Annotated in this window: 19 protein-coding genes and 1 pseudogene; 9 read left to right on the forward strand and 11 right to left on the reverse strand. The window is 70.4% G+C overall.

Features of this window, described 5'->3' with window-relative positions:
* Window positions 1-31: 31 nt before the first annotated feature.
* The 3 genes from AB0I98_RS46250 to AB0I98_RS46260 all read right to left on the reverse strand — a co-directional run bounded on the left by AB0I98_RS46250 (window position 32) and on the right by AB0I98_RS46260 (window position 3544).
* Window positions 32-1669, reverse strand: coding sequence for a cation acetate symporter (locus AB0I98_RS46250; RefSeq protein ID WP_362952099.1), 1638 nt, complete (start codon window positions 1667-1669; stop codon window positions 32-34).
* Complete coding sequence (locus AB0I98_RS46255) at window positions 1669-1977, reverse strand: hypothetical protein (RefSeq protein WP_362952100.1); 309 nt, start codon at window positions 1975-1977, stop codon at window positions 1669-1671. The genes AB0I98_RS46250 and AB0I98_RS46255 overlap by 1 nt, the downstream gene beginning before the upstream one ends.
* Window positions 1978-2200: 223 nt before the next feature.
* A complete protein-coding gene (locus AB0I98_RS46260; RefSeq protein WP_362952101.1) occupies window positions 2201-3544 on the reverse strand; it encodes a helix-turn-helix domain-containing protein in 1344 nt (447 codons plus the stop codon).
* Between the two features lie 365 nt (window positions 3545-3909).
* On the opposite strand from AB0I98_RS46260, the gene AB0I98_RS46265 reads away from it, so the two are divergent.
* The 5 genes from AB0I98_RS46265 (at window position 3910) to AB0I98_RS46285 (ending at window position 9121) form a co-directional block, all read left to right on the forward strand.
* Window positions 3910-4791, forward strand: coding sequence for an ABC transporter ATP-binding protein (locus tag AB0I98_RS46265; protein ID WP_362952102.1), 882 nt, complete (start codon window positions 3910-3912; stop codon window positions 4789-4791).
* The gene (locus AB0I98_RS46270) at window positions 4788-5726 is read left to right on the forward strand and encodes an ABC transporter ATP-binding protein (protein WP_362952103.1); all 939 of its coding nucleotides are present in this window, start codon (window positions 4788-4790) and stop codon (window positions 5724-5726) included. The genes AB0I98_RS46265 and AB0I98_RS46270 overlap by 4 nt, the downstream gene beginning before the upstream one ends.
* Complete coding sequence (locus AB0I98_RS46275) at window positions 5723-6613, forward strand: branched-chain amino acid ABC transporter permease (RefSeq protein WP_362952104.1); 891 nt, start codon at window positions 5723-5725, stop codon at window positions 6611-6613. The genes AB0I98_RS46270 and AB0I98_RS46275 overlap by 4 nt, the downstream gene beginning before the upstream one ends.
* Window positions 6614-6761: 148 nt before the next feature.
* On the forward strand, window positions 6762-7868 hold the full coding sequence (locus AB0I98_RS46280; protein ID WP_362952116.1) for a branched-chain amino acid ABC transporter permease: 1107 nt from the start codon (window positions 6762-6764) through the stop codon (window positions 7866-7868).
* Window positions 7865-9121 (forward strand): ABC transporter substrate-binding protein, encoded by a 1257-nt coding sequence (locus AB0I98_RS46285; RefSeq protein ID WP_362952105.1) that lies wholly within the window; start codon window positions 7865-7867, stop codon window positions 9119-9121. The genes AB0I98_RS46280 and AB0I98_RS46285 overlap by 4 nt, the downstream gene beginning before the upstream one ends.
* Before the next feature lie 438 nt (window positions 9122-9559).
* Here AB0I98_RS46285 and AB0I98_RS46290 read toward each other — a convergent pair whose 3' ends face one another.
* Window positions 9560-9952 (reverse strand): hypothetical protein, encoded by a 393-nt coding sequence (locus AB0I98_RS46290; protein WP_362952106.1) that lies wholly within the window; start codon window positions 9950-9952, stop codon window positions 9560-9562.
* 207 nt (window positions 9953-10159) lie between these two features.
* Here AB0I98_RS46290 and AB0I98_RS46295 point away from each other — a divergent pair, with 207 nt between their 5' ends.
* Window positions 10160-11401 carry a cytochrome P450 gene (locus AB0I98_RS46295; RefSeq protein ID WP_362952107.1) on the forward strand — a complete coding sequence of 414 codons (1242 nt, stop codon included), beginning with the start codon at window positions 10160-10162 and terminating at the stop codon, window positions 11399-11401.
* On the opposite strand, the gene AB0I98_RS46300 is transcribed toward AB0I98_RS46295, so the two are convergent.
* From AB0I98_RS46300 to AB0I98_RS46320, 5 genes are read right to left on the reverse strand one after another with little or no spacing between them, the layout of a single operon-like run.
* A complete protein-coding gene (locus tag AB0I98_RS46300) occupies window positions 11402-12760 on the reverse strand; it encodes a cytochrome P450 (protein WP_362952108.1) in 1359 nt (452 codons plus the stop codon).
* The gene (locus AB0I98_RS46305; RefSeq protein WP_362952109.1) at window positions 12757-13359 is read right to left on the reverse strand and encodes an ATP/GTP-binding protein; all 603 of its coding nucleotides are present in this window, start codon (window positions 13357-13359) and stop codon (window positions 12757-12759) included. The genes AB0I98_RS46300 and AB0I98_RS46305 overlap by 4 nt, the downstream gene beginning before the upstream one ends.
* Window positions 13337-13696 (reverse strand): DUF742 domain-containing protein, encoded by a 360-nt coding sequence (locus tag AB0I98_RS46310; RefSeq protein WP_362952110.1) that lies wholly within the window; start codon window positions 13694-13696, stop codon window positions 13337-13339. The genes AB0I98_RS46305 and AB0I98_RS46310 overlap by 23 nt, the downstream gene beginning before the upstream one ends.
* The gene (locus tag AB0I98_RS46315) at window positions 13693-14106 is read right to left on the reverse strand and encodes a roadblock/LC7 domain-containing protein (protein WP_362952111.1); all 414 of its coding nucleotides are present in this window, start codon (window positions 14104-14106) and stop codon (window positions 13693-13695) included. Before AB0I98_RS46315 ends, AB0I98_RS46310 begins: the two co-directional genes overlap by 4 nt.
* On the reverse strand, window positions 14103-15425 hold the full coding sequence (locus AB0I98_RS46320) for an ATP-binding protein (protein WP_362952112.1): 1323 nt from the start codon (window positions 15423-15425) through the stop codon (window positions 14103-14105). Before AB0I98_RS46320 ends, AB0I98_RS46315 begins: the two co-directional genes overlap by 4 nt.
* A 304-nt stretch (window positions 15426-15729) precedes the next feature.
* On the opposite strand from AB0I98_RS46320, the gene AB0I98_RS46325 reads away from it, so the two are divergent.
* Entirely contained in the window at window positions 15730-16665 is a 936-nt protein-coding gene (locus tag AB0I98_RS46325) for a helix-turn-helix domain-containing protein (RefSeq protein WP_362952113.1), read from the forward strand.
* Window positions 16666-16899: 234 nt separating this feature from the next.
* A pseudogene (locus tag AB0I98_RS46330) lies at window positions 16900-18728 on the forward strand (AMP-dependent synthetase/ligase).
* Window positions 18729-19155: 427 nt separating this feature from the next.
* Here AB0I98_RS46330 and AB0I98_RS46335 read toward each other — a convergent pair.
* Both AB0I98_RS46335 and AB0I98_RS46340 read right to left on the reverse strand, forming a co-directional pair.
* Entirely contained in the window at window positions 19156-20463 is a 1308-nt protein-coding gene (locus tag AB0I98_RS46335; protein ID WP_362952117.1) for an RICIN domain-containing protein, read from the reverse strand.
* A gap of 100 nt (window positions 20464-20563) precedes the next feature.
* Window positions 20564-21994 carry an endo-1,4-beta-xylanase gene (locus AB0I98_RS46340; protein WP_362952114.1) on the reverse strand — a complete coding sequence of 477 codons (1431 nt, stop codon included), beginning with the start codon at window positions 21992-21994 and terminating at the stop codon, window positions 20564-20566.
* A 725-nt stretch (window positions 21995-22719) separates the two neighbouring features.
* Between AB0I98_RS46340 and AB0I98_RS46345 the strand changes: the two genes are divergently transcribed.
* A complete protein-coding gene (locus AB0I98_RS46345; protein WP_362952115.1) occupies window positions 22720-24192 on the forward strand; it encodes a non-reducing end alpha-L-arabinofuranosidase family hydrolase in 1473 nt (490 codons plus the stop codon).
* Window positions 24193-24259 lie beyond the last annotated feature (67 nt).

Genomic DNA, 24259 nt, shown 5'->3' on the forward strand with positions numbered 1-24259 from the left:
CGCCCCCCCCCCCCCCCGCCGCCTTCGGGCGTCAGTACGTCAGTGCGTCAGGCTTGACTGGCGACGCCTCCGCCACCGGGGCCGTATGCCGCGGTCCCGTCACGCTGCCGAGCCAGCCGAGCAGGAACGCGACGGGCAGCGACACCAGGGCGACTGTCTGGAGCGGGAACCAGTCGATGTGCCACTCGGGCACCAGCGCCATCGGGTTGCCCGAGAAGACGGGGCTGCACACCTGGAGTCCGATCGCGGAGCCCAGGCCTCCGTACAGCGTCCACAGCAGCCCTCGGCGCGTGAAGCCTCGCCAGAACAACGCGTACACGAGCGCCGGGAGCAGGCTGGAGGCCGCCACCGCCAGGGAGAGCGTGGACAGGAAGCCCATGTTCCAGCCGTGGACCCACACCGCGCAGAAGATACTCAGCACCCCGACCAGGGCGGACGCGATACGGGCCGCGGCCACCTCCCGGCCCTCGGTGGTACGCCCGCGGCGCACGACGTTGGTGACGAGATCGTGGGCGACCGCGCCCGCCGCCGCCAGGGTCACGCTCGCGACGACCGCAAGCGTCGTGAGAAACACGGCGCAGGCGACCAGCACGACGAGCCATGCCTCGCCCGTCCGCGCCGACGATCCTCCCGCCAGATCGCCGGTGAGCATCAGCAGGCTGCTGGTAGCTCCGGGATCGGCGGCGAGAATCCTCGGGGCACCGATCACTGCCGCGGCACCGAAGCCCATCACGGTGGTGACGAGGCAGACGGCGCCGACGATCCCGATGGTGTGGCGGACCGTACGTCGGGCGACGGCCGGGTCGGGCGCGGTGTTGAGCTGGGTGGCGACATGGGGCAGGCACGCCACGCCCAGCACCACGGTGATCATCAGGCCGATGAAGTCGAGCGTGCTCTCGACCGGTCCGCCGGCGGCGAAGCGCAGGCCCGGACGCATATAGCCCTCGGGGCGACCGCTGCCCCGAGCGGCGGTGTCGATGAGGGAGTCGGCGCTCCAGTGGAAGCGGTGGAGCAGCACCGCGGCCACGGCGAGCGCCATGGCGAGCAGGAACACTGTCTTGATCATCTGGAGCGCGATCATGCCGCGCATCCCGCCGAAGGCCGTGGCGCAGACGACGAGCGTACCGATCATGACGATGACGGTCTGTTCGGCGCCCGGCCCGGAAAGGCCGAGCAGCATGGCGGTGGTCCGGCCGGCGCCGGAAAGCTGGACGATCAGATACGGGATACAGGCGCTCAGCGTGACGACGGCGGCCGCGATCCGCACGGCGGGCCCCGGGGCGCGCAGGGCAAAGGTGTCGCCGAGGGTGTAGCTGCCGCGCTCGCGCAGCGGGCCGGACAGCAGGAGCAGGACGCCGAGCGACAGCATGGTGCACAGGGCGATGAACAGGCCGTCGAAGCCGAAGACCGCGACGGCTCCCGTCGTACCGAGCACGGTCGCGGCGGAGAGATAGACGCCGGAGAGGACGATGGCGCCCTGCACGGGGCGCAGCCTGCGGCCCGCGGTGTAGAAGTCGTTGACCCGGTCGCGCTCGGGACCGTTGAGCACACAGATGAGCAGCATCGGGACGATGAACGTCAGAAAGCCGACGAGGACCCAGGAGCGGGTGTCCGTGTCCAGGTCGAGGCTGCCGGGTGCTCCTGCGGCGAGCAGCATCTGAGAAAGCATCAGCGCTCCCCTTGCGGCTCGTACGAGGCCTCGCCGTCGGGGGTCTCGTCGTGGGCTTCGCCGTAGGGGGCGCGGTCGTAGCGCGCCGCCGTCCACAACAGGAGCGCACCCTGGGCAAGGAGTGCGACGACGCCGAGGGTGATCTGTCCGGCGACTCGCGTGGCCAGCAGGTCCTCGGCGGTGCAGGCGAGCAGGAGGTGGACCGCGAAGGTCAGTCCGTTGACGAGCGCGAAGAATCTGCCGGGCGGGTGGGGCCGGGGTCTTTGATGGTGCTGGGGGGTGTGCGGATGGGCGTGCTGATGGGCCATGGAGCTCTCCTGGCGGGCAGGGATGCGCGCATCGCCTGGCTGATGCCTTGCGCGGGCATTGCCCCTGACGGCAGTGCCCCTGATGCGGGCTCACCAGAGCACGTACCGACCAGTCAGTCCATGCGCTTCGGGCACGCCGTTGTCCGCTCCCAACGCCGGAGGGCGGTGACTGTGCTGATGCCCATTCAGCCACCCGCGGGAAGGACACCGGCCAGCCATGGCCTCAGCCGTCCACGTCGCCATCCCAGGCATCCGCGCCGCCGAGGACGGCCGCAGGCCCGAGCAGTTGGAGTGCGTCGAACGCGAGCGTGAGCCGTACGAGGTCGCGGGGGCGGGACAGTTCGAGCCCGGTGATCTGCTCGAAGCGGCGCAGCCGGTTCAGCACCGTGTTGCGGTGGCACAGCATGTGCCGGGCCGCCTGGACCGCCGAGCCGCCCTTCTCGATCCACACCCCGAGCGTGTCGATCAGCGTGTCGCGGTCGGCGGGCTCCAGGTCGTACAGCGGCCGGAGCACCCGCAGGGCGAGTTCGGCGGACAGGTCGGGCCGTGAGATGAGCAGACCGTCGGGCAGACGGGCGTCGAGCCGGGCGACCTCGCCGTCTCCCCGGCAGGTGCGCAGGGCGAGTCCGGCCATGTCCCGCGCCCGGGGCAGGTTCTCCAGACCCTGGACGACCGGGCTGACACCGATGCGCATGCCGGGACCGGCGTCGAGGGCGGAGACAAGCGCGTCGAGCGGGCGGTCGCCGAGATGGGCGACGAGCACATCGCGCCGACCCCCGGTGTGGCGCAGGACGCGCATGCCGCAGATCTCCGGGACGGCGTCGGGCGTGCGGCCGAAGGGCGGCGTGACCCGTATCTCCGCCAACGCGAAGCGCCCGTCGGGCGGCAGGTTGAGGATCGAGGCGGCGTCCCGGATGAACGCCGGGTCGTTGCGGCTCTCCAGTACGGCGGCGAGGATCAGGCGTACGCGCTCGGTGTGGCGGCTGGCCACACCCTTGGCGACCTGGCGGTAGGCGTCGGCCAGCAGGACGCAGTCGCGGTCGTTGCTCTTCCACACCAACTCGGCGACGCGCACGAGGTGGCGCTGGTCGCCGAGGCCGTCCCGCTCCGCGGCACCGATGATCCCGCTCCAGACTTCCGATCCGGCTACCCGGAAGGCGTGCAGCACCTCGTCGAGGGGGCGGCTCTCCTCGGCCCGGCAGATGCCGAGCTCACGGGTGTAGCGCTCGACGTCCACGATCCGGCCCGGGTCGAGGGCGGCCTCCAGCGTGATGCGTACGCCCTTGTACACGGACTGCGGCAGGTCGGGCGGTGCGAGCACCGGGTCGGCGTAGTACGGCACCTCGGTGCGGATCTGGTCCACCACGGTGTCGCTGAATGCCCGGCCGCGCCCGAGCAGGCGCCGGCAGGCGTGGTCGAAGAGCTGGTGCGGCGAGGGCTCGTCGGCGGGCTCGGGCAGGGGCGGCGGCGAGCCGACGGCGGCGGCGCCAGGCCGCGGACCGGCGGTGGTGGTGGCGGTGGTGGTGACGCGGGGGCGGACCGCGCCACGGACGGAACTGGTGTGCATGGACCCTCCAGACGGACGGGGCGTGCGAGAACACCACGGCGGGTCGCCATGTCTTGCGCTGCGCGGGTCGCAGGTGGGTGGCTCCACCGGCCGGCGATCGGCGTATGCCCATGGAGCGCACTGCAAGGAATCCACATGCTAAGCAGTCGGTCATCCCCTGAAACGAAACGTCCGTCAAATCGTGATGATCCACGCACAGCAGGAGGTACGGATTGTGCCCCCTCACAAGCGGATCACGCCCCGGCTGGGAGCTGACAGCGGCTCGCTCCCAGTCCGTGGACGCCCCGCTACCACCGTGTTCTCGTAGCGCTCCAGTCCGGCGCCCGGCACGCGCCCGCTCGACGATGAGCAAGGAGAACGCCCTGATGAGCCCACCAGCGACCGAGGTAGAGACCGAGGCGAGGACCCTTCGGGTCAGCGATCTGCACGTCAGCTACGGACGGTCCGTGCAGGCGCTCCACGGGGTGTCGCTGACCGTACCGCAGGGCCGGATCGTGGCCGTACTCGGCTCCAACGGAGCGGGAAAGTCCACGCTGCTCCGTGCGGTCTCGGGGACCCTCGCACTGCACCGCGGCACGGTCGAGCGCGGCACGGTGCACTTCGACGGCGTACGGCTGAACGGCGACGCCGCGCGGTCCGTGGCCGCCGGGGTGGTGCAGGTGCCCGAAGGCCGGCGGATCTTCGGCGCCCTTTCGGTGGAGGACAACCTCCGGGCCGGGTTCCTGGGGTCGGCATGCCGCTCCCGCGCCGAGCTGCGGGCGGCCCGCGAGCGCGTCTTCGCACAGTTCCCGGTGCTGGCCGAGCGGCGGCGGCAGGCCGCCGGGCTGATGTCCGGCGGCGAGCAGCAGATGCTCGCGATGGGCCGCGCGCTGATGGCGGCGCCACGGCTGCTGCTCCTCGACGAGCCCTCGCTGGGGCTCGCGCCGCTGATGGTGCAGCGCATCGCGGAGATCATCCGTGAGATCAACGCCCAGGGAACCTCGATCCTCCTCGTCGAGCAGAACGCCGCGATGGCCCTGGAGCTGTCCGACCGCGCGTCGGTGCTGGACGTCGGCCAGGTGCGGCTGGAGGGGGCATCGGCCGACCTCGCCGCGGCGGACGAGGTGCGACGGCTGTACCTGGGCGAGACGTACGAGACCGGCTGCGGCACGCCCGACGCGGACGGCGACGCCGCGGACGCAACGGCCGCGAGCGCTCCGTCCGTGACGGGACCGCGACTGACCGAGCTTGGCAGGTGGAACGGATGAGCATCGGCACGACACCCACGACCCCCGAGGCCGCCGCGGCCCCCCGACCGGACAGCGGACCCGACCCGGTCCCTGCCCTCTCGGTCGAGAACCTGACCGTGCGTTTCTCCGGGCTGGTCGCCCTCCACGACCTGTCCTTCACGGTCGCGCCCGGCACGATCCACGCGCTCATCGGCCCCAACGGCGCGGGCAAGTCGACCTGCTTCAACGTCATCTCGGGCGTCTACCGCGCCACCGCCGGAGCCGTCCGGTACGCGGACAAGGACCTCACCCGCCTCGCACCGCACCGCATCGCTCAGCTCGGCGTGGCCCGCACCTTCCAGAACATCGTGCTCACCCACGGAACCGTCGCCGACAACCTCATGCTCGGCCGCCACCGGCTGACCCGGGCAGGCTTCACGGCGAGCGCGCTGCGGCTGCCCCATACGGTGCGCGAGCAGCGCCGCCACCGGGAGCGCGCGGCCGAGATCGCCGACTTCCTGGGGCTCGGCCCGGCGTTCGACAAGCCGGTCGGCGGGCTCGCGTACGGCGACCGCAAGCGGGTGGAGATGGCGCGTGCGCTCTGCATGGAGCCCAGGCTGCTGCTGCTCGACGAGCCCGTCGCCGGCATGCATCCCACCGAGCGCTCGGCCATGGCCGAGACGATCGCCCGGGTGCGTGACGCCCTGAACATCTCGATCCTCATCGTCGAGCACGACATGGGGCTGATCATGCGGATCGCCGACTCGGTGACCGTGCTCGACTTCGGCCGCCTCATCGCGGACGGGCCGCCCGAGCGCATCCAGAACGACCCGGCGGTCATCAGCGCGTATCTCGGCACCCCGGTCCAGGACACCGAGCCGGAACCGGAATCTGCCACGGACACGGACACCGCCGAGGCCATCGCCCCGGCCCCCGGCACGGACACCGAGCGCGACTCGGAGGAAGCATCATGATCAAACTCACCGAAACCGCCCTCAACGGACTGGCGCTCGGCTCCGTCTACGCGCTGATAGCCCTGGGCTTCGTCGTGATCTTCAAGGCGTCCGGCGTCATGAACTTCGCGCACGGCTCCCTGCTGCTCTTCGGCGGCTATGTCACGGCCCGCCTCCACGACGCCATCGGCTTCATTCCCGCCGTCCTCGTCGGCACCGCGCTCGCCGCGGCCCTCGCCGGACTCGTCCAGCTGCTGGCCACCCGCGGCCTGCGCGGCGCGGAGATCCACACGCTGACCATCCTCACCATCGGCGTGGACGTCCTGCTCAGCACCGAACTCAACCGGCAGGTCGGCGCCGACTACCTCACCATGGGCGACCCTTGGGGCGCCGATGTGACCCGGCTCGGCAGCATCACCGTCGCCGACGCCCGGATCGCGAGCATCGGCGTCGCGGTCGTCGTCATCGGCGCGTTCTTCGCCGCCTTCCGCTGGTCCCGTTGGGGCCTGTCCATGCGGTCCGCCGCCGCCGATCCGGAAGCCGCAGCTCTGATGGGGATACGGCTGGACCGCGTACGGCTCATCGCCTGGTGCGTCGCCGGGGCGCTGGCCGCGCTCGCCGCCGTGTTCCTCGCCGCGTTCCCCGCGCCGGGACTCGACCGTACGACCAGTCAGATCGCCCTGAGCGCCTTCCCCGCGGCGATCCTCGGCGGCATGGACTCGGCCGCCGGCGCACTCGTCGGAAGTCTGGTGATCGGCCTCACCGCGGCGATGGCCGCCGGCTACCAGAACGAACTGAGCGTCCTCGGCGCCGGATTCTCCGATGTGGCCCCCTACCTCGTGATGGTGCTCGTGCTCCTGGTCCGGCCCACCGGTCTCTTCGGATCGAAGGAGCTGACCCGTGTCTGACACCCGCGACACCACTGGTTCCCATGACACCCCTGGCACCGTCGACACCGTGGCGGCTCCCGCCCCCGCGCCCGCGCCCGCCGATCCCCCGTCCGTCCAGACCCGGTGGCCCGGCAGGCTCACCCCCCGCTGGCGGCGCGCGGCCACACTGACCGTCGGCGTACTGGTCCTGCTCGCCCTCCCCTTCTACGTCACGTCGTTCTGGCTCCAGACGGGCCTGTTCGCGATGACCGCCGTCATCGGCGCCATCGGGCTGAACCTGCTCTCCGGGACGACGGGACAGCTCTCCCTCGGCCACGCCTTCTTCCTCGCCGTCGGCGCGTACGGCTATGTGTGGCTGGCGGCCGAGCCGTCCGGCACCGGTGCCGGCAGCCTGTACGGCCTCGGGCTCCCGCCGGTCCTCGCCTTCCTGCTCGCGATCGTGCTCGCCGGCGCGGCGGGCGGCCTGTTCAGCCCCATCTCCGGCCGGCTGCGCGGCATGTACCTGGGCATCGCCACCCTCGCCCTTGTCTTCCTCGGCCATCACATGATGCTCAACGCCCCGCAGGTCACCGGCGGCTTCAACGGCCGTTCCGTACCGCCGCTGGACATCCTCGGCTTCTCCTTCACCGACACCTCCCCCGACGGGCTCGCCGTCCTCGGCGTCCCCTTCGGCGGACTGGAGCGCCTGTGGTACGTCGGCCTGGCCCTGATGGCCGTGGCCTGGCTCGCCGCCCGCAACATCCTGCGCGGACGCCCCGGCCGGGCCCTCGGCGCCGTACGCGACAGCGAGGTCGCCGCCGCCGTGATGGGAGTCCATCTCACCCGCTACCGCGCGTCCGCGTTCATCGTCTCCTCGATGTACGCGGGTGCCGCGGGCGCCCTGCTGGCCCTGGTGTTCAAGCGCGTCGTCCCCGACCACTTCGGCCTGCTGCTGTCCATCGACTACCTCGCCATGATCGTCATCGGCGGCCTCGGCTCGGTGGGCGGCGCGGCCTGCGGCGCGGTCTTCGTCGCCCTGATCCCCCACCTGCTCACCAAGTACGCCGACGACCTGCCCCTGCTCACCGCTCCCGGCACCACGGGATCCGGCGTGTCCCCCGGCGACGCGGCCCGCTACCTCTACGGCACCGCGATCGTCCTCGTTCTGATCTTCGCCCCTGGCGGCCTGGCCGGACTGGCCCACAGACGGCCGTGCCGCAAGGGCGACGGCTCCCCCCGCACCCGGCGTTTCCCTCTGCGCACCCGCACCACCCCGAAGGAGCACACCCCGTGAGAAGCACCCGACTTGCCCCGGCCGCAGCCGTCATCGCCGCACTCGCCCTGAGCGCCACGGCCTGCAGCACCAAGAGCGGAACCGACGCGAACAGCGCCGGCAGCGACGGCATCAAGACCGGCCCCGGAGTGACGGAGAAGACCATCACCCTGGGCGCGCTGACCGACCTCACCGGCCCCTACGCCTCGCTCGGCAAGAGCATCGTCAACGCCCAGCAGTTGTACGCCGACCAGCTCAACGCCTCCGGCGGCATCTGCGGCCGGACCGTCAGGATCACCGTCAAGGACCACGGCTACGACGTCCAGAAGGCCGTGTCCGCGTTCACCGAGACCGAGCCGAACGTGGCCGCCGTGTCCCAGATGGTCGGCTCCCCGGTGGTGTCCTCGCTGTCGCAGGAGCTCGAGTCCAAGCACCTGCTCACGTTCCCGATGGCCTGGGCCTCCACCCTGCTGGGCGGCGAGTACGTCCAGGTGGTCGGCTCCACCTACGACATCGACATGATCAACGGCGTCGACCACGTCGTGCGTACGGCCAAGCTGAAGGCGGGCGACAAGATCGGCCACGTCTACTTCGAGGGTGAGTACGGCGAGAACGCGCTCGCCGGTGCCGCCTACGCGGCGAAGAAGGCGAAGCTGACCGTCGTCGGGCAGAAGATCAAGCCCACCGACCAGGACCTGACCGCCCAGGTCACCGCGCTCAAGCAGGCCGGCGTCAAGGCGATCCTGATCAGCGCCGGTCCGCGTCAGACGGCCGCCCTGGTCGGCACGGCCGCCGCCGCGGGCTTCACCGTCCCGGTCCTCTCCAGTTCGCCGGGCTTCGCCCCGCAGCTGATGGCGACCCCGGTCGGACCCGCCCTGGAGAAGATGCTCCAAGTGGTGAGCCCCGCCCCGGCGTTCAGCGCCGACAACCCCGCCATGGAGAAGCTCGCCGAGGACTACAAGGCGAAGTACCCGAAGGACCTGCTCGACTCGGGTGTCGTCAGCGGCTGGAACGCGATCAGCGTCCTCGGCGAGGACCTCAAGGCGGCCTGCAAGGCGAAGGACCTGACGCGCGAGGGCATAGCGGCGGCCCACCGCAAGCAGTCCAAGCTCACCGTGCTCGGCGTGCAGCTGGACTTCTCGGACCGCGCCAAGCCGGCGACGTACCAGTCCTTCATCCACAAGCCGGCGAAGACGGCCCCCGGCGGTCTCGCGAACGTCGAACCGGCCCACGAGGTGCCCGCGGCGCGGACCTACGCCCTGCCCAAGGGCTGAACCCGCCCGGCCCCAGGGCCGAGCCGCCACTCCCCACGGCTGGCCGTCCCAACGGTCCGGACGCTGACCGGCCGGTCAGCGTCCGGACCGGGAGCGGGAAACCCGCCTGCTGACTCAACTCCCGCTGATGCACAGGGAATTCAGCCCTCCCGGACCCAGCGCACCGACCCTCTGCGCGACCACTTCAAAAGCCAAAAAACCCTCGCCGAACACGTCCGCCTGAAACAGCGGCGAGGTTAATGATCAAGCTGAGGTACGGCAACAGGTCGTCGGTCAGTCGTCCCTCTGGAACAGATGCCCAGGGTGAGAGCTGCACCGAGCGCATCGCTCCGCCCGACCATCCCGTACGACCCATTCCTCGAAATGTTCCGCCGCTTCGGAGTTGCGGGCACGGCCGAGTGACGGCGTGTCACCCCGCGGATCCCACCCCGGCCGGGCTCAGGATCGGCCGGGGTGGGTGTCAGTGGGCGGGGACTTCTCGCGGAGGAGCGCCGTCCGGAGGGCGGAGTACAGGCGGGGCGTGTTCGTCCATTCGCGGTCACGCGACGGAGTGACCTGCCAGCACAGACCGGGGCACGTGACGCGGTGAAGCGGAGGGATCGCCACGTGGCAGCCCCGGCCCAGGACACGCACCCGCGGGAGGTCCCAGTCGGCGGCGGAACCAGGAGGAATCAGCCAGTACAGGCGTGCGCCGAAGCCGTCCCTGATCACGGCTCCCGTCTCGTCTCCGAGGTTGCGGAGTGCATCGGTCCCGAGGCCGAGCGGTACGCGCACGGCGTCCCACCAGCCACCCGCGGCCACGGTCCGCACCTCGACACCGCCCGGTTGCATCCACCACGGTCCTGCCGACTGTCATCACACTCACCGGCTCTCCGATCCGACACCCCGAACCGTAGGGCGGGGGCGAACCGCCGAATTTCGCCCGCGCGCAAGGAAGTTGCCCCCGTGCGCAGCGCGTGCCGGCGGCCCTCGCCCGGACACGCTACGTTCAAGTAGCTTTACGGCTCGTATTGATGTGCGAGCGCCTGGGAGACTTCCATGGGACACCCCCGCCCCTTAGTGATCGACCCGACCGGCCGCGACATCCACGGCGAGGCCACCCGGATCCGCGAGCGTGGACCGGTGACCCTCGTCGAACTGCCCGACGGCGTCCAGGCCTGGGCCGTCAGCAGTCCCGACCTGCTCAAGCGCCTGCTCACCGACCCACGCGTCTCCAAGGACCCGCGTCGGCACTGGCCCCGGTGGATCAACGGCGAGATCGCCCCGGAATGGCCGCTGTTCACCTGGGTCGCGGTGCAGAACATGTTCACCGCCTACGGAGGCGAGCACAAACGGCTGCGCGCCCTGGTCTCCAAGGCCTTCACCGCACGGCGCACCGCGGCGCTCCGGCCCCGCATCGAGGAGATCGCCGCGGCCCTGCTGGACCGGGTCGAGGCGGCCGGACGGCACGGCCAAGTCGTCGATCTGCGCGAGGAGTTCTGCTATCCGCTGCCGATCCGGGTGATCAGCGAACTCCTCGGCCTGCCCGAGGAACAGGGTGCGGAGCTGCGGGCCGTCGTGGACGGCGTCTTCCACACCTCCGCCACCCCGGAGGAAGTCACTGACAACTACGCACGGTTCTACGCGGCGCTGGGCGAACTCGTCGCCCTCAAACGGCGGTCACCGGGCGACGACCTGACCTCGGCGCTCATCGCGGCCCGCGACGACGGCGACACCCGGCTGAGCGAGCAGGAGCTGCTCGACACCCTGGTGCTCGTGATCAGCGCCGGCCACGAGACCACGGTCAACCTGATCGACAACGCCATCCATCTCCTGCTGACCCATCCGGACCAGCTCGCCCACGTCCGTTCCGGCCGCGTCTCGTGGGAGGACGTGGTCGAGGAGGCGCTGCGCGTGGCGGCGCCCGTCGCCAGCCTGCCGCTGCGGTACGCCGTCGAGGAGCTCAAGATGAGCGAGTTCGGCGGCCCGGACGGGGTGATGATCGGCAAGGGCGAGGCCATCCTCGCCGCCTACGCCGCCGCCGGACGTCACCCCGGGAAGTACGGCGAGGACGCCGACCGCTTCGACGTCTCCCGCGCCGACAAGGAGCACCTCGCCTTCGGCCACGGCGTGCACTTCTGCCTGGGCGCCCCGCTGGGGCGGCTCGAGGCCCGCATCGCGCTGCGGGCGCTCTTCGACGGTTTCCCCGGACTCCGACTCGCCGCGCCCCAGGACGAGTTGGAGCCGGTCGACTCCTTCATCTCCAACGGCCATCGCTCCCTGCCGGTGCGCCTGTCCTGATCACTCGCCGCGCCACCACGCGAGCAGCCGGGCGGCCCATCCGCGCCCTGCACGGCCGACCCCGGGCACCGCGGTCGGCGGGGGCGTCGGCGCGGTGCGCTCCACGGGCGGCTCGTCGCCGGCGGTGGACGGGGTGACGGTGGCCGGCGGAAACGCCACCGGCAGCGCAGCCAGCGCTCGGTGGAAGGGGCCCGGTCGCCAGGCCAGATCCTCGACCGGTACGGCGAGTTCGACATCGGGAAGCCGGTCGAGCAGCTTCTCCACGGCCACCGCCGCGATCAGCCGGGCCGCACTCTGCGCCGGGCAGGTGTGCGGGCCCGCGCTCCACGCCAAGTGGGCGCGGTTGCCCGCACGCTGATCCACCGTCAGGGACGGGTCGGTGTTCGCCGCGGCGAGACTGACCACGAGCGGATGACCCGCCCGCAGCACCATCCCTTCGTACACGACGTCGTGTACCGGGTAGTGCACGGCGTAGTTGGCCATGGGCGGGTCGGTCCACAGCACCTCGTCGAGGGCGTCCTCCACCGGCAGGCTGCCGCCCGAGAGGGTGCCGGCGAACCGGTCGTCGGACAGCAGCAGCCGCAGGCTGTTGGCGATCAGGTTCTGCTGGGGCTCGGTACCCGCGCCCATGAGCAGGACGAGGGTGTGCACCATCTCCTCGTCGGTGAGCCCGGCGGGATGGTCCATGAGCCAGGACGTCACGTCCGGCCCGGGCCGCCGGCGCTTCAGCGTGACGAGGTCCAGCAGAGTCGTCGCGAGCAGTTCGTTCGCCTTCTCGGCGTCCACTCCGTCGAAGATCCCGGACATCCCCTGCACCAGGCGCTCCCCGTAGTCGGCCGGGCAGCCGAACAGGCGGTTGAACACCAGCAGGGGAAGTACCTGGGCGTACTCGCCGAGCAGATCGGCCTGCCCGGCCGGGGCGATGCGGTCGATGAGCGTGTCCGCGCTCGCCTCGACGTGGCCGCGCAGGGTGGCGGGGTCCACCCGGGCCAGGCTGTCCGTGATCGCGCCACGCAGCCTGCGGTGTTCCGTGCCGTCGGTCCACAGCGCGTTCGGCCGGTACATCATCATCGGCACGACCGGGCTGTCCGGGGGGACGGTGCCGTCCGCCAGGTCCTTCCAGCGGCGGGCGTCCTTGGAGAACGTCTCGGTGCTGCGCAGCACGTGCAGGGCGGCGTCGTATCCGACGACGAGCGAGGCCCGCACGCCGGGTGCCAGTTCGACCGGCGCGATCGGGCCGATGTCGCGCAGCCGACGGTAGACGGCGGCCGGGTCGGCGGCGAACTCGGGCCCGTGCAGGGACTCGTGGGCGGGGCAGCCCGGCGGCGGGAAGGGAGGGACGGGGGATGCGGAGGTCACGCGTGCTCCAGGTGGCCGGTGCGATTCAGGAGGTACTCGACGAGGCTGATGAGTGCCCGCGTGGACGAGACCCGGTCGCGGGCGTCGCATCGGACGAGGGGGGTTTCGGGCAGCAGGTCGAGGGCCTCGCGCACCTCGTCGAGCTCGCACGCGGGAGCGTCGTGGAACTGGTTGAGCGCGACCGCGTACGGCAGTCCGTACTCCTCCAGTAGGCCCATGACCTCGAACGACTGGCTGAGGCGTCGGGTGTCGGCGAGGACGAGCGCGCCGAGCGCACCCTGCGTCATGTCCTGCCACAGCCGGGTGAAGCGCTGCTGGCCCGGGGTGCCGAAGAGGTAGAGCACCAGGCTGTCGTTGAGGGTGAGCCGGCCGAAGTCGAGGGCCACCGTCGTGGTCGTCTTGTCCCGCATGCCCGCGAGGTCGTCGATGAGGGCGCCGGCCTCGGTCATGACCTCCTCGGTGCGCAGCGGCCGGATCTCGGAGAGCGTGCCGACGAACGTGGTCTTGCCGACCGCGAAGTGCCCGACGATCAGCAGCTTGACCGCCGTCTGCACGCTGGGCCGCAGGTAGACGTCGTCAGAGGCGGGCGCGGAGTCCATCGAGCACCTCCTGGAGGATTCGGGCGTCGGTCGGCCGGGCGGCGGGAATCGGGGCGCGGGTGACGATGTGGCCACTGTCCATGAGGTCGGCGATCAGCACTTTGGCCACGCCGACCGGCAGCGACAGGTGGCCGGCCACCTCGGCGACGGACAGGGCTCCGGGCCGGCACAGTTCCATGAGCCTGCGCTTTTCCGGGTTGAGTCCGGTCAGCGGCAGATCGTCGGTCGCGATCAGCAGGGTGACCAGGTCCAGGGTGTTGCGGGTCGGGTGGGCGCGGCCGTCCGTGACGACGTACGACCGCACCAGCCGGTCTGCGGGGCGGCGCCGGGGTGTCATCCCGGGCTGCCGGTGTCCTGCCGGGCGGGGCTGGTCAGCTCCTTGCCGAGCCGGTCGACGAGTTTGTGCATGCGGTAGGTGACCGCCTCCATGTCGACGTCCTCCCCCGTGGAGACCGCCAGGTAGGCGCCCTCGCCGGCGGCGACCAGGAAGACGTAGCCGTGCGCGAACTCGATCAGGGTCTGGCGCCACGGGGTGTGCGGGGTGCCGCAGAACTCGGCCGTGCTGCGGCTGATCGACTGGACGCCGGACAGGCCTGCGGCCAGCCGTTCGGCGTCGTCCCGGTCGATCTGCTCGGAGAAGGCGCGGAGCATGCCGTCGGCGGAGAGCAGGATCGCGTGGCGCGCCTGCGGGACCTTCAGCACCTCGTCCAGCATCCAGCCCAGCTCGTTGCTGGTGGGCCCGGTCATTCGTGGCTGTTCCCTTCGTCGTCGTGGAGCGTGTGCCGGACGGCTCTGCCGGAGCGGGTGCCGCGTGCGAAGGCGCCCATGCGCCGGGCGTTCTCCTCGGCCGACCGGCCGCCGACCTCGTCGGCCGGTACGGGTTCCGCGACGGGTCGCCGTGCCGAGCGGCGACGGCGCCTGGGCAGGCCTCCCGGCGTCGCCTCTGCGAGTTCGGGGTCGGGATCGGGATCGGCGGCAGAGGCCGTACCCGGCGAGGGCGCGGGAGCAGGGGGCTGGGCGGGCGCGGCAGCGGACTGGGGCTCGGGCGGTGCGGGCTCCTGCGCGGCGTCCAGGTGCGTGAGCAGAGCGGTCGGCAGGAACGTCACGGCGCGTACACCGCCGTACGGGGAGAGCGTGTCCACGGAGACGCTGAACCCATAGCGCTCGGTGAGCGCCCCGATGACGGCGAAGCCGAAGCGGGGCGGGTCGCCGAGCCGGGAGATGTCCACCGCGTGGGTACCGGCGAGCAGTTCGGCGGCGTGCTCGGCTGCCCGGCCGGCCATGCCGACTCCGGCGTCGTCGATCACCACGCAGGCACCGTTGTGCACCGTCTGGACGGTGACCTCGACGGTCGTGCCCGGCTGCGAGTGACGCGCCGCGTTGTCGAGCAGTTCGGCGACCGCGAGCACCACCGGTTCGACCGCCCGGCTCCGCACGGCGATGTCGACCTCGCCGTTGATGCGGATGCGCCGGTAGTCGCGGATGCGGGAGGTGGCGCCGCGTACGACCTCGACGAGTGCGGAGGTGGAGCGCTGGCGGCCCGGCCACGAGCCGCAGAGCACGGCGATGGCCTGGGCACGACGGCCGAACTGGGCGTTGGTGTGGTCGATCTCGAGCAGGTCGCGCAGCACGCCGGGGTTGTCGTGCCGGTCCTGCATCTCGGCGATGGACACCTGCTGTTCGTTGGCCAAGGCTTGGATGGAGCGCATCGACGCCTTCAGGGCGGCCTTCGCCGACTGGTCGGCGCGCGACCGGGCGTGCTCGACCGCACCGGCGAACCGTTCCAGGACCCCGTCGAGGCACTTCGCGAACTCCGTGTCGGCGAGCCGGTCGTCGAGCAGGCCGACGGCCGGGGCCTGCTGATGGGCCGCGTCCTCCAGGGCCGGCAGCCGGGCCGAGACGAGGTGCTGGAGTTCCTCGTCCCGTGCCCGCAGGCCGTCCCTGAGTTCGGCGTTCCGTCTGCGCTGCCGTGCGCTGATGCCGCGTTCGCGCACCAGCAGCACGCCGACGGCGAACAGGCCCACGGCCAGGCACCAGAACACCGCCTCCGGTATCTGTTCCGTCATCAAGTCCTCACAGCAGGTGGCGGGTCGACGGGCGCACGACGGTAGCGGCGTGTCCGTGGGCGCACTTGTCCGTGCGCGCAAGGAAGTTGCCCTGGGACGCAGGCGCGTTCGTGGGACGTGCCGATCGCGACAGGCTTGTCTTTGGCATAGGCCAATGAGGCTGAGGAGAGTTCCGGAAACCGATTGCTGGTCCCTAGTCTGCGCCGAGCGACAGCCCTCGAACACAGGAGCGTTCCGGGCTGCCGCGCAGGCCGTCGGGACACGTCGCAGCGGAGGGGATGCGTTGCCCACGGGAAGTTACGTCGTGGAGACGACGAGGACCGCCGAGGTCGAGGCACGCGAGCAGACCGATCTGTGGAGTGAGCGCGTCGGGGCGTACCAGACCCGGCTGGACTACAGGTACGGACGCGCCGAGGTCTTCCGCGGCGAGATGATCCGCCAGCGCAGCGACACCTACCAGGTCGTCACGTGGTACAGCGACCAGATCGAGTACGCGCGCACACCGGGCCTGATCCGGCAGATGCCCGACCCCGACTACCGGCTCCTCTTCCCGCTCTCCGGCGAACTGCGGCTGCGGCAGGACGACGAGGAGGTGCGGCTGACGCCGGGCACGGGCAGCCTGATCACGCTCGGTGCGCCCTTCGAGATCCTGCACGGCGCGTCTCTGCGCGGTGTCATCATGTCGATCCCGGCCCAGGAGATCGACGGCCCGCTGAACCGGAAGGCACCGCTGGCCACCGGGCTCGATCTGACCAGGGGGCTGGGCCGCGTGGTGCACTCCGTGGTGCGCAGCCTGAACGAGGAGCGCGACCACCTCACCACCGCGCAGTTCGACGCCGTGTGCGACCGCGTCGTCGAGCTGCTCTGCATGCTCGCCTGCGGCGACGACCGCCCCGACGCCCCGGGGCAGTTGACCGGGGTGGAGGCGATGGTCCGCCGCTACGTGCGCGATCACGCGGCCGACCCCGACCTGTCCGGCGCCGCCATGGCCCGCGCCCTCGGCTGGTCCCTCCGCCAGATCCAGCTCGCGCTCCAGCATGCGGGTACCACGCCCCGCGACCTGATCCGCGAGGAGCGCCTGCGTCTGGTCCGGGAGCGTCTCCTGTGCGCCGACTGCGAGCACATGACGATCACGGACCTGGCGTACGCCTCGGGCTTCTCCTCGGCCAGCGCGCTGAGCACGGCCTTCCGCCGCCGCTTCGGGGTGAGCCCCCGGGAGATGCGTCGCAAGACCCGCTGACAGTCGGCTGGGCCCGGCGGGGTGTGGCCGTCAGCCGCCGGCGGCGAGCTACGGGGTCCTGTGCGGCAGCCTGCTGTACAGCGCGCCGACGGCGACCAGGCCGGCGTGCGCGGCGGTTTGCCAGGGCCGCCTCGGCAGGCCGCAGGCCCCTAGGCAGCCCAGTCGGTGGCCGGTAGTTTTTCGCCCCTGCCCGCCGGGAGGCGCGGCACGGCAATGGCTCAATGAGGGGGTACCGTGCGCGATTTCGGCCTTCCGCCGCTGGTGGAGACCTTGCCGAGGGGTGGCCTCGCGGATTCGGTGTACGACGTGGCCGAGCGCGACCCGAAGCTGGAACAGCTCTCCCGGCGCAGCGAACCGGACAGCGACGAGTGGCTTGCGGTGACCGCGGCCGAGTTCCGCGACGAGGTGATGGGGCTGGCGAAGGGGCTGTTGGCCGAGGGCATACGGTTCGGTGACCGGGTCGCCGTGATGTCCCGGACCCGCTACGAGTGGACGCTGTTCAGCTACGCGCTGTGGTCGATCGGCGCTGAGCTCGTGCCCGTCTACCCCACCTCCTCGGCGGACCAGGTCCGTTGGATCCTGTCGAACACCCAGGTGTCGGCCATCGTGGTGGAGCACGAGGACCATGCCATGACCGTGGGAGCGGCCTGCGACGGGCTGCCTGCCCTGCATGCGATGTGGCAGCTCGACGCGGACTGCGTGTCCCGGCTGACGTATCAGGGCCTGGGCATCCCGGACGCCGTGGTGCACCGTCACCGCCAGGCAGTGACACCGCGGTCGGTGGCCACCATCACGTACACGTCGGGTACCACCGGGCGGCCCCGGGGCTGCGTGATCACCCACGCCAATCTCGCCGCCGAGTGCGACACCCTGTACGCGGGCTGGAAGGAGATCCTCGCCGAACCGGGGGAACAGCCGTGCATCCTTGCCTTCCTGCCGCTCTCCCACATCTACGGCCTGATGGTGCAGGTGGTCTGCATCCGCGGTGCGGCGTCCGGCTGGGGCACCAGCCCGACCTGTCACCCACCGCACTCCTCCCCGCCCTCGCGTCCTTCCGGCCGACCTATGTCTTCGCCGTGCCGTACATCTTCGAGAGGATCTTCCACACGGCGCGCCGCGCGGCCGAGGAGGCCGGACGGGGGCCGTTGTTCGACCGGGCCATGGCCGTCGCGATCCGCTACACCGAGGAGGTGGAGCGGCGGAACACGGGAGCGGGATCCGGGCCAGGACCGATGCTCAAGGCCGCGCACGCGGTCTTCGACCGCCTGGTGTACGGCCGACTGCGGGGCGTGCTGGGCGGCCGGGTCCGGCATGCCACATCCGGGGGGTCGACCTTCGACCGGGAACTGGGCCTGTTCTTCGCCGGTGCCGGGATCACCGTCCACGACGGGTACGGGCTCACGGAGACCACCGCCGCGGTGACCAGCCAGCCGCCGGGCAGCCCCCGGTTCGGCACGGTGGGCAGGCCGCTGCCGGGCTGCGCCGTCCACATAGCGCGGGACGGCGAGATCTGGGTCCGGGGGGATGTCGTCTTCTCCGGCTATCACAACGACCGTGTGGCCACCGAGGCGGTGCTGCGCGACGGCTGGCTCGCGACGGGCGACATCGGCTTTCTCGACGACGGCTATCTCGTCATCACCGGCCGCAAGAAGGACATCCTCATCACCAGCGGCGGCAAGAGTGTCAGTCCCCGGATCCTGGAAGAGCGGCTCCGGAGGCATCCCCTGATCTCCCAGTGCCTCGTGGTCGGCGACAACCGGCCCTTCATCGCGGCCCTGATCACCCTGGACCCCGAGGCCGCGAGGCACTGGCACCAGCTGCGCGCGAGACAGCCGGCGCAGTCCACGGGAGTGACGGTCGACGAGGACCTGCGTGCGGAGATCCAGCGAGCCGTGACCATGGCGAACAGCGCCGTGTCCCGGGCCGAGTCGATCCGGGCGTTCCGGATCCTTCCGACCGAGTTCAGCATGGCCGACGGCCTCATGACACCCTCGCTGAAGCTGCGGCGGGGCGCGATCGTGAAGGCGTACGCGGCGGACATCGACGAGCTCTACGCCTCCTGACATGCGGAGGTCTCCCTGCGCTACGGCGCGGCAGGGCGTCCCGAACGCCGCTACCGGTTCCGTGGGCAGCCCTCCCGTCACGCCGGTCCACGACGATCCGTGCCCCACCGCCCGAGCCGACGACCTGATGCCCCCCCAGGTCCCGGGCCACCCGCAGCGTCGTGGCCCGGCCGCGGGGTGCAGACCAGCCGCCACCAGCCACTCCTGGCAGCTCGTTCGGCGAAGATTCGGACCAGCTGCGAGCCAACTCATGAGACTACGACCCAGAGTCGCGTGTTTTGCCTGGTCAACGGCCTGCCATCGCTGTACCACCAGCAGACGAAGAACGTTCTCGTTTCATACAGTCCAAAGAAACTTGGGTTCTTCTAGAGCGTGGCGGGACGGAGTGGAGCCAGGGTCACCTGGCTCCACTCCGTGGTGCGGGGTGTCACTGGAACTGTGCGAAGAACCTCCAGATCTCTGCTTTGGTCCAGGTGGTGACGCCGCTCTCGCCGGAGGAGCCGTCGACCGGACCGGGTATGTGGCCTCCGTCGAACGCGGCCCATTGGACCGGGTATCCGGCACGGCAGCCCGAGTAGGTGGTGGTGATGTGCGTTCGGCTGCCCGGCGCGGGCTCGCGCGGGCTTTGGGCGGTGCAGCCGTTGTTGGCGACGAACTTGTCGCGCAGGGACCGTCCTTGCCCGATGTTGAGGACGTTGTCGCTGATGCCGTGGATTCCGAAGTAGGCGATGGGCTGGGTGCCACCGCTGCACCCGCTGATCTGAGCGCCGGAGATGACCGCGACGGCCCTGAAGGCGTTCGCCCGGCTGCATGCGAGTGCGTAGCTCATACCCCCGCCCCAGCTGAATCCCGTGGCGAAGCGCTGTGCCGGGTTGACACAGAGGCCGCCCTCGATGTGCCGGATCATGTCGTCGACGAAGGTGACGTCCTCACCGCCCGAATTGGCCCAGCCGTTGCCGAGGCCCTGGGGGGCGACGAGGATCGCGTCGTTGTTCGACTGCTCCTGTTGGCCGTAGTAGGACCAGGCGCTCCCGCTCGTTCCGCCCGAGGCGACTTCGCCGGCGGTTCCGCCCCGCCAGTGGAACGCGAAGATCAGCCGGTAGCGGTGGCTGTTGTCGTAGTTGGGGGGAACCCTGAGGATGAAGCTGCGGCTCTTGCCGCCGCTCTGAATCGTGTGCGTGCCGCTCGCCAGAGTCGGAGCGCTGCCGCATCCGCCCTCGCCGCCGCCACCGGACGACAGCTTGACCATCTGCCACTGCTGGTTGGCGCCGCCCCAGTCGGAGTACTGGACGACGTTGCCGCCGTCGGCGGTGGAGGCGCCCTGCACCTCCACCGCCTTGCCGCTGGTTCGGTTGATCAGCCGGACGTGGCCCCCGTCGGAGTCGGCCAGGCGGAACTGCTGGTTGGCCCCGTTGTGGTCGGCCCACTGCTGGATCGCGGCACCGTCCGCGGTCGAGGCGCCGGCCACATCGAGAACTTTGCCCGAATGCCGGGCCTTGAGGCGGTAGAAGCCGCCGCCGGAGTCCACGAACTGCCACTGCTGGTTGGCTCCGTCGTGGCGCGTCCACTGGCTGACCCGCGCACCGTCGGCGGTGGACGTGCCGGAGACGTCCAGCGCCTTGCCGCTGCCGCGATTGACCAGGACGTACCAGGCATTGGTGTCCACCGTCGCCGCCTCGGCGGGCGCCGGATTCACCACGGCGAGCATGCCGATCGCAAGGGCCATCGCCACCACGGCGGCGACCCGGGACCACCAGTGATGTCTCGGTGGAGGGGCGGGGGAAGCCGCACCATAGGTCTTCATCGACTCACCCTTTCGTCTGTGGCAGGTCCCATCAGGTGCGGGTCCAGCGCTGGTTGCTGCCGTTCGAGCAGGAGTAGAGCTGGATCAGGGTGCCGTTGGCGGTGCCGCTTCCGACGCCGTCGAGGCAGAGGCCGGACTGGACGCCGACGATGGAGCCGTCGGAGTTGAGGCGCCATTTCTGGTTGTCGCCGCCCCAGCAGCTGTAGATCTGGACCTTGGCGCCGTTGCCGGTGCCGGCGGCGTCCAGGCACTTGTTCCCGTAGACCTTCAGCTCGCCCGCGGCGGTGTGCGTCCACTGCTGATTGGTGCCGCTGTGGCAGTCCCACAGCTGGACCTGGGTGCCGTCGGCGGTGCCGGCGTTCGGAACGTCCAGGCAGCGGCCTGAACCGACTCCCTTGATCTGTCCGGACTCCGTAGGGGGCGTGGTGGAGCCGCCGTTGAGTGCGTTGAGGACGGCGGTGTAGGCGGGCTTCTTGCTGCCGTCGTTGTTGAACAGCAGCGGCGTGTGCTGCGGTCGCCAGGAGTCGCTGTCGCGCACACCCCAGACGGTGATGCCGAGGCAGCGCGGGACGGCCAGGCAGTCGTTGGTCACGTTGGCGTAGGTCGTGGGCGAGGCGCCCTGGATGTCGAGCTCGGTGATGGCCACGTCGACGCCGAGGGCGGCGAAGCTCTGCAGGGTGGTGCGGAAGTTGCTGTTGTACGGGCTGTCGTTGTTGAAGTGGGCCTGGAAGCCCACGCAGTCGATCGGGACGCCGCGCTGCTTGAAGTCGCGGACCATGTTGTACATGGCCTGGGTCTTGGCCCAGGTCCAGTTCTCGACGTTGTAGTCGTTGTAGCAGAGCTTGGCGGCCGGGTCGGCGGCGCGCGCGGTGCGGAAGGCGACCTCGATCCAGTCATTGCCGGTGCGCTGCAGGTTGGAGTCGCGCCGGGCTCCCGAACTGCCGTCGGCGAAGGCCTCGTTCACGACGTCCCACTGCGCGATCTTGCCCTTGTAGTGGGCCATCACGCCGTTGATGTGGCCGATCATCGCCTGGCGCAGGTTGCTGCCGCTGAGGCTCTGCATCCAGCCGGGCTGCTGGGAGTGCCAGGCCAGGGTGTGGCCGCGCACCTGCTTGCCGTTCTGCACCGCCCAGTTGTAGACGCGGTCACCGGCGGCGAAGTTGAACTGACCCCGCTGCGGTTCGGTGGCGTCGATCTTCATCTCGTTCTCGGCCGTCACCGAGTTGAACTCGCGGCTGGCGATCGACGTGTACGCCGAGTCGCCCAGCCTGCCCGAGGCGATGGCGGTGCCGAAGTAGCGGCCGCTCTGCGCCGCCGCGGCGCCGAGCGTGGTCTCGGCGGCCTGTGCGGGCGGTGGCGCGACCAGTGCGCCGACCGCACCGAGGACACCGACGAGCAGCGCCAACAGCAGTCCGCGGACCTTTCGGCGGATAGGGGATCTGGGAAGGGCATACGAGCCCATGACTTGCCTCCAAGGTAGAAATCACGGAAGGACTGCAGCGCAGGGGAATGCGCCGTCCGCTCCCACGGCAGACGGACGGGGCGGGCCGGAACCCAGACGGCACGGAATCACCGGACACCGCGGTCAGAGGACCGGGGGTCTCAGCCGGCCCGGACGGCACCCGCCCGACCGCCGGGTGACGTACGGCGGGCGGCGGCGGTGTTTCGACACAGGCATGTTCGACACAGGCATGGGGGTACCTCCATCGCGGCTCAGCCGGCGGACCGCCACGCGGCGTCGCGCACCTCTCCAACTGCGCGAACGGGGTGGCGCGGGTGCTGTGGTGTGCGGCTCTGTCGTGCGGCTGTGCGCGGCCCTGCCGTGTGGCACGGACTGCTCAGTGCCGACGCGGTTCGGTATCTCGAACTATGGCCGCTTTCTCAGACGGGGCTGATTGAAGGGATGATTGAGGCGTTGACGGTGGATCGTCAATACTCCCCGCACAAGAAGTTTCGGTTTCTCCTCCGAAACTTTCCGGAGCCACTGGCGAGCCGGAAGGCAAGAGGAGGCGCTGTTTGTGGACAGATCGGCGACAGGGCTTGACCAGAGGGCCCCACATTCCTAGCTTGTGGCGTCACAGCGTCCGGGAATTCTTCGAAACATTCGAGATTCCCCCGCCCACCGGCACGTCCGCTCAATGGTTCATCGGGATCACCTCACCCCCGCCCCTAAAGGAGTGCCCTCCGATGTGGTTTCGCCACCCGTCCCCAGTCCGCCTAAGACGCTTACTAGCCGTCCTTGCGCCCTTGCTGCTCGTGGCCACCTTCCTCGGCGCCCAGCCGGCCAGCGCGGCGACCGTCGACCCCAACGCCTCATACGTGCTGGTCAACCGCAACAGCGGCAAGGCCCTGGACGTCTACAATCTGGCGACCAGCGACGGCGCCCGCATCACCCAGTGGACCAGGAACGATCAGAACCAGCAGCAGTGGCAGTTCGTCGACTCCGGCGGCGGTTACTACCGCATCAAGTCCCGCCACTCCGGCAAGGTGCTGGACGTCCATAACTTCTCCACCGCCAACGGCGGCTCGATCGTCCAGTGGGCCGACCTGAACGGCACCAACCAGCAGTTCCGGCTGGCCGACAGCTCGGACGGCTACGTGAGGCTCATCGCGCGCCACAGCAACAAGGCCCTCGAAGTGCAAGGCGCCTCCACCGCCGACAACGCGAACGTCGTCCAGTACGACGACTGGGGTGGCACCAACCAGCAGTGGCAGCTCGTCAAGGTCGGCGGCGACAACCCCGGCGCGTGCGATCTTCCGTCGACCTACCGCTGGACATCAACGGGCGCGCTGGCGCAGCCTAGGGCCGGGTGGGCCTCGCTCAAGGACTTCACCGTCGTCCCCTACAACGGCAGGCACCTCGTCTATGCGACGACGCACGGCGTGGGACAGGGATCGGGCTGGGGTTCGATGAACTTCGGTCTGTTCACCAACTGGCCGGAGATGGCCTCGGCCAGCCAGAACGCGATGTCGAATTCCACCGTCGCGCCCACGCTCTTCTACTTCGCGCCGAAGAACATCTGGGTGCTCGCCTACCAGTGGGGCCGGACCGCGTTCTCCTACCGGACGTCGAGCGACCCCACCAACCCGAATGGCTGGTCAGCGGAGCAGCCGCTCTTCTCCGGAAGCCTCCCCGACTCCGGAACAGGACCCATCGACCAGACGCTCATCGCTGACGGCTCGAACATGTACCTGTTCTTCGCCGGTGACAACGGCAAGATCTACCGGGCCAGCATGCCGATCGGGAACTTCCCGAGCAGTTTCGGCTCCAACTACACAACGATCATGAGCGATACGAGGAACAACCTGTTCGAAGCCCCGCAGGTCTACAAGCTCCAGGGCCAGAACCGTTACCTCATGATCGTCGAGGCGATCGGCTCGCAGGGCCGCTACTTCCGCTCGTTCACGGCCACGAGTCTGAACGGCTCCTGGACACCCCAGGCCGCGACCGAGAGCAACCCCTTCGCCGGCAAGGCCAATAGTGGCGCCACCTGGACCAACGACATCAGCCATGGCGAACTGATCCGCACCAGCGCCGATCAGACCTTCACCGTCGATCCCTGCAACCTGCAGCTCCTCTACCAGGGACGCGACCCCAACTCCGGCGGCGACTACGGCCAATGGCCCTACCGTCCGGGTCTGCTGACCCGGCAGCGCTGACGGAGTGCCACGAGTCCGGCTCCGGTAGGAGCCGGCCCGGGCGGGCTCGGCAGAAGGCCGAGCCCGC

Origin of the sequence: Streptomyces sp. NPDC050211, assembly GCF_040656035.1 — a bacterium.
GTDB lineage: Bacteria > Actinomycetota > Actinomycetes > Streptomycetales > Streptomycetaceae > Streptomyces.

Excerpts from the sequence above, each read along its gene's own strand:
- AB0I98_RS46320 (WP_362952112.1), bottom strand. The coding sequence starts at position 15,425 with ATGACGGAACAGATACCGGAGGCGGTGTTCTGGTGCCTGGCCGTGGGC.
- AB0I98_RS46255 (WP_362952100.1), bottom strand. The coding sequence starts at position 1,977 with ATGGCCCATCAGCACGCCCATCCGCACACCCCCCAGCACCATCAAAGA.
- AB0I98_RS46340 (WP_362952114.1), bottom strand. The coding sequence starts at position 21,994 with ATGGGCTCGTATGCCCTTCCCAGATCCCCTATCCGCCGAAAGGTCCGC.
- AB0I98_RS46260 (WP_362952101.1), bottom strand. The coding sequence starts at position 3,544 with ATGCACACCAGTTCCGTCCGTGGCGCGGTCCGCCCCCGCGTCACCACC.
- AB0I98_RS46270 (WP_362952103.1), top strand. The coding sequence starts at position 4,788 with ATGAGCATCGGCACGACACCCACGACCCCCGAGGCCGCCGCGGCCCCC.
- AB0I98_RS46265 (WP_362952102.1), top strand. The coding sequence starts at position 3,910 with ATGAGCCCACCAGCGACCGAGGTAGAGACCGAGGCGAGGACCCTTCGG.
- AB0I98_RS46295 (WP_362952107.1), top strand. The coding sequence starts at position 10,160 with ATGGGACACCCCCGCCCCTTAGTGATCGACCCGACCGGCCGCGACATC.
- AB0I98_RS46275 (WP_362952104.1), top strand. The coding sequence starts at position 5,723 with ATGATCAAACTCACCGAAACCGCCCTCAACGGACTGGCGCTCGGCTCC.
- AB0I98_RS46290 (WP_362952106.1), bottom strand. The coding sequence starts at position 9,952 with ATGCAACCGGGCGGTGTCGAGGTGCGGACCGTGGCCGCGGGTGGCTGG.
- AB0I98_RS46305 (WP_362952109.1), bottom strand. The coding sequence starts at position 13,359 with ATGGACTCCGCGCCCGCCTCTGACGACGTCTACCTGCGGCCCAGCGTG.
- AB0I98_RS46315 (WP_362952111.1), bottom strand. The coding sequence starts at position 14,106 with ATGACCGGGCCCACCAGCAACGAGCTGGGCTGGATGCTGGACGAGGTG.
- AB0I98_RS46345 (WP_362952115.1), top strand. The coding sequence starts at position 22,720 with ATGTGGTTTCGCCACCCGTCCCCAGTCCGCCTAAGACGCTTACTAGCC.
- AB0I98_RS46250 (WP_362952099.1), bottom strand. The coding sequence starts at position 1,669 with ATGCTTTCTCAGATGCTGCTCGCCGCAGGAGCACCCGGCAGCCTCGAC.
- AB0I98_RS46310 (WP_362952110.1), bottom strand. The coding sequence starts at position 13,696 with ATGACACCCCGGCGCCGCCCCGCAGACCGGCTGGTGCGGTCGTACGTC.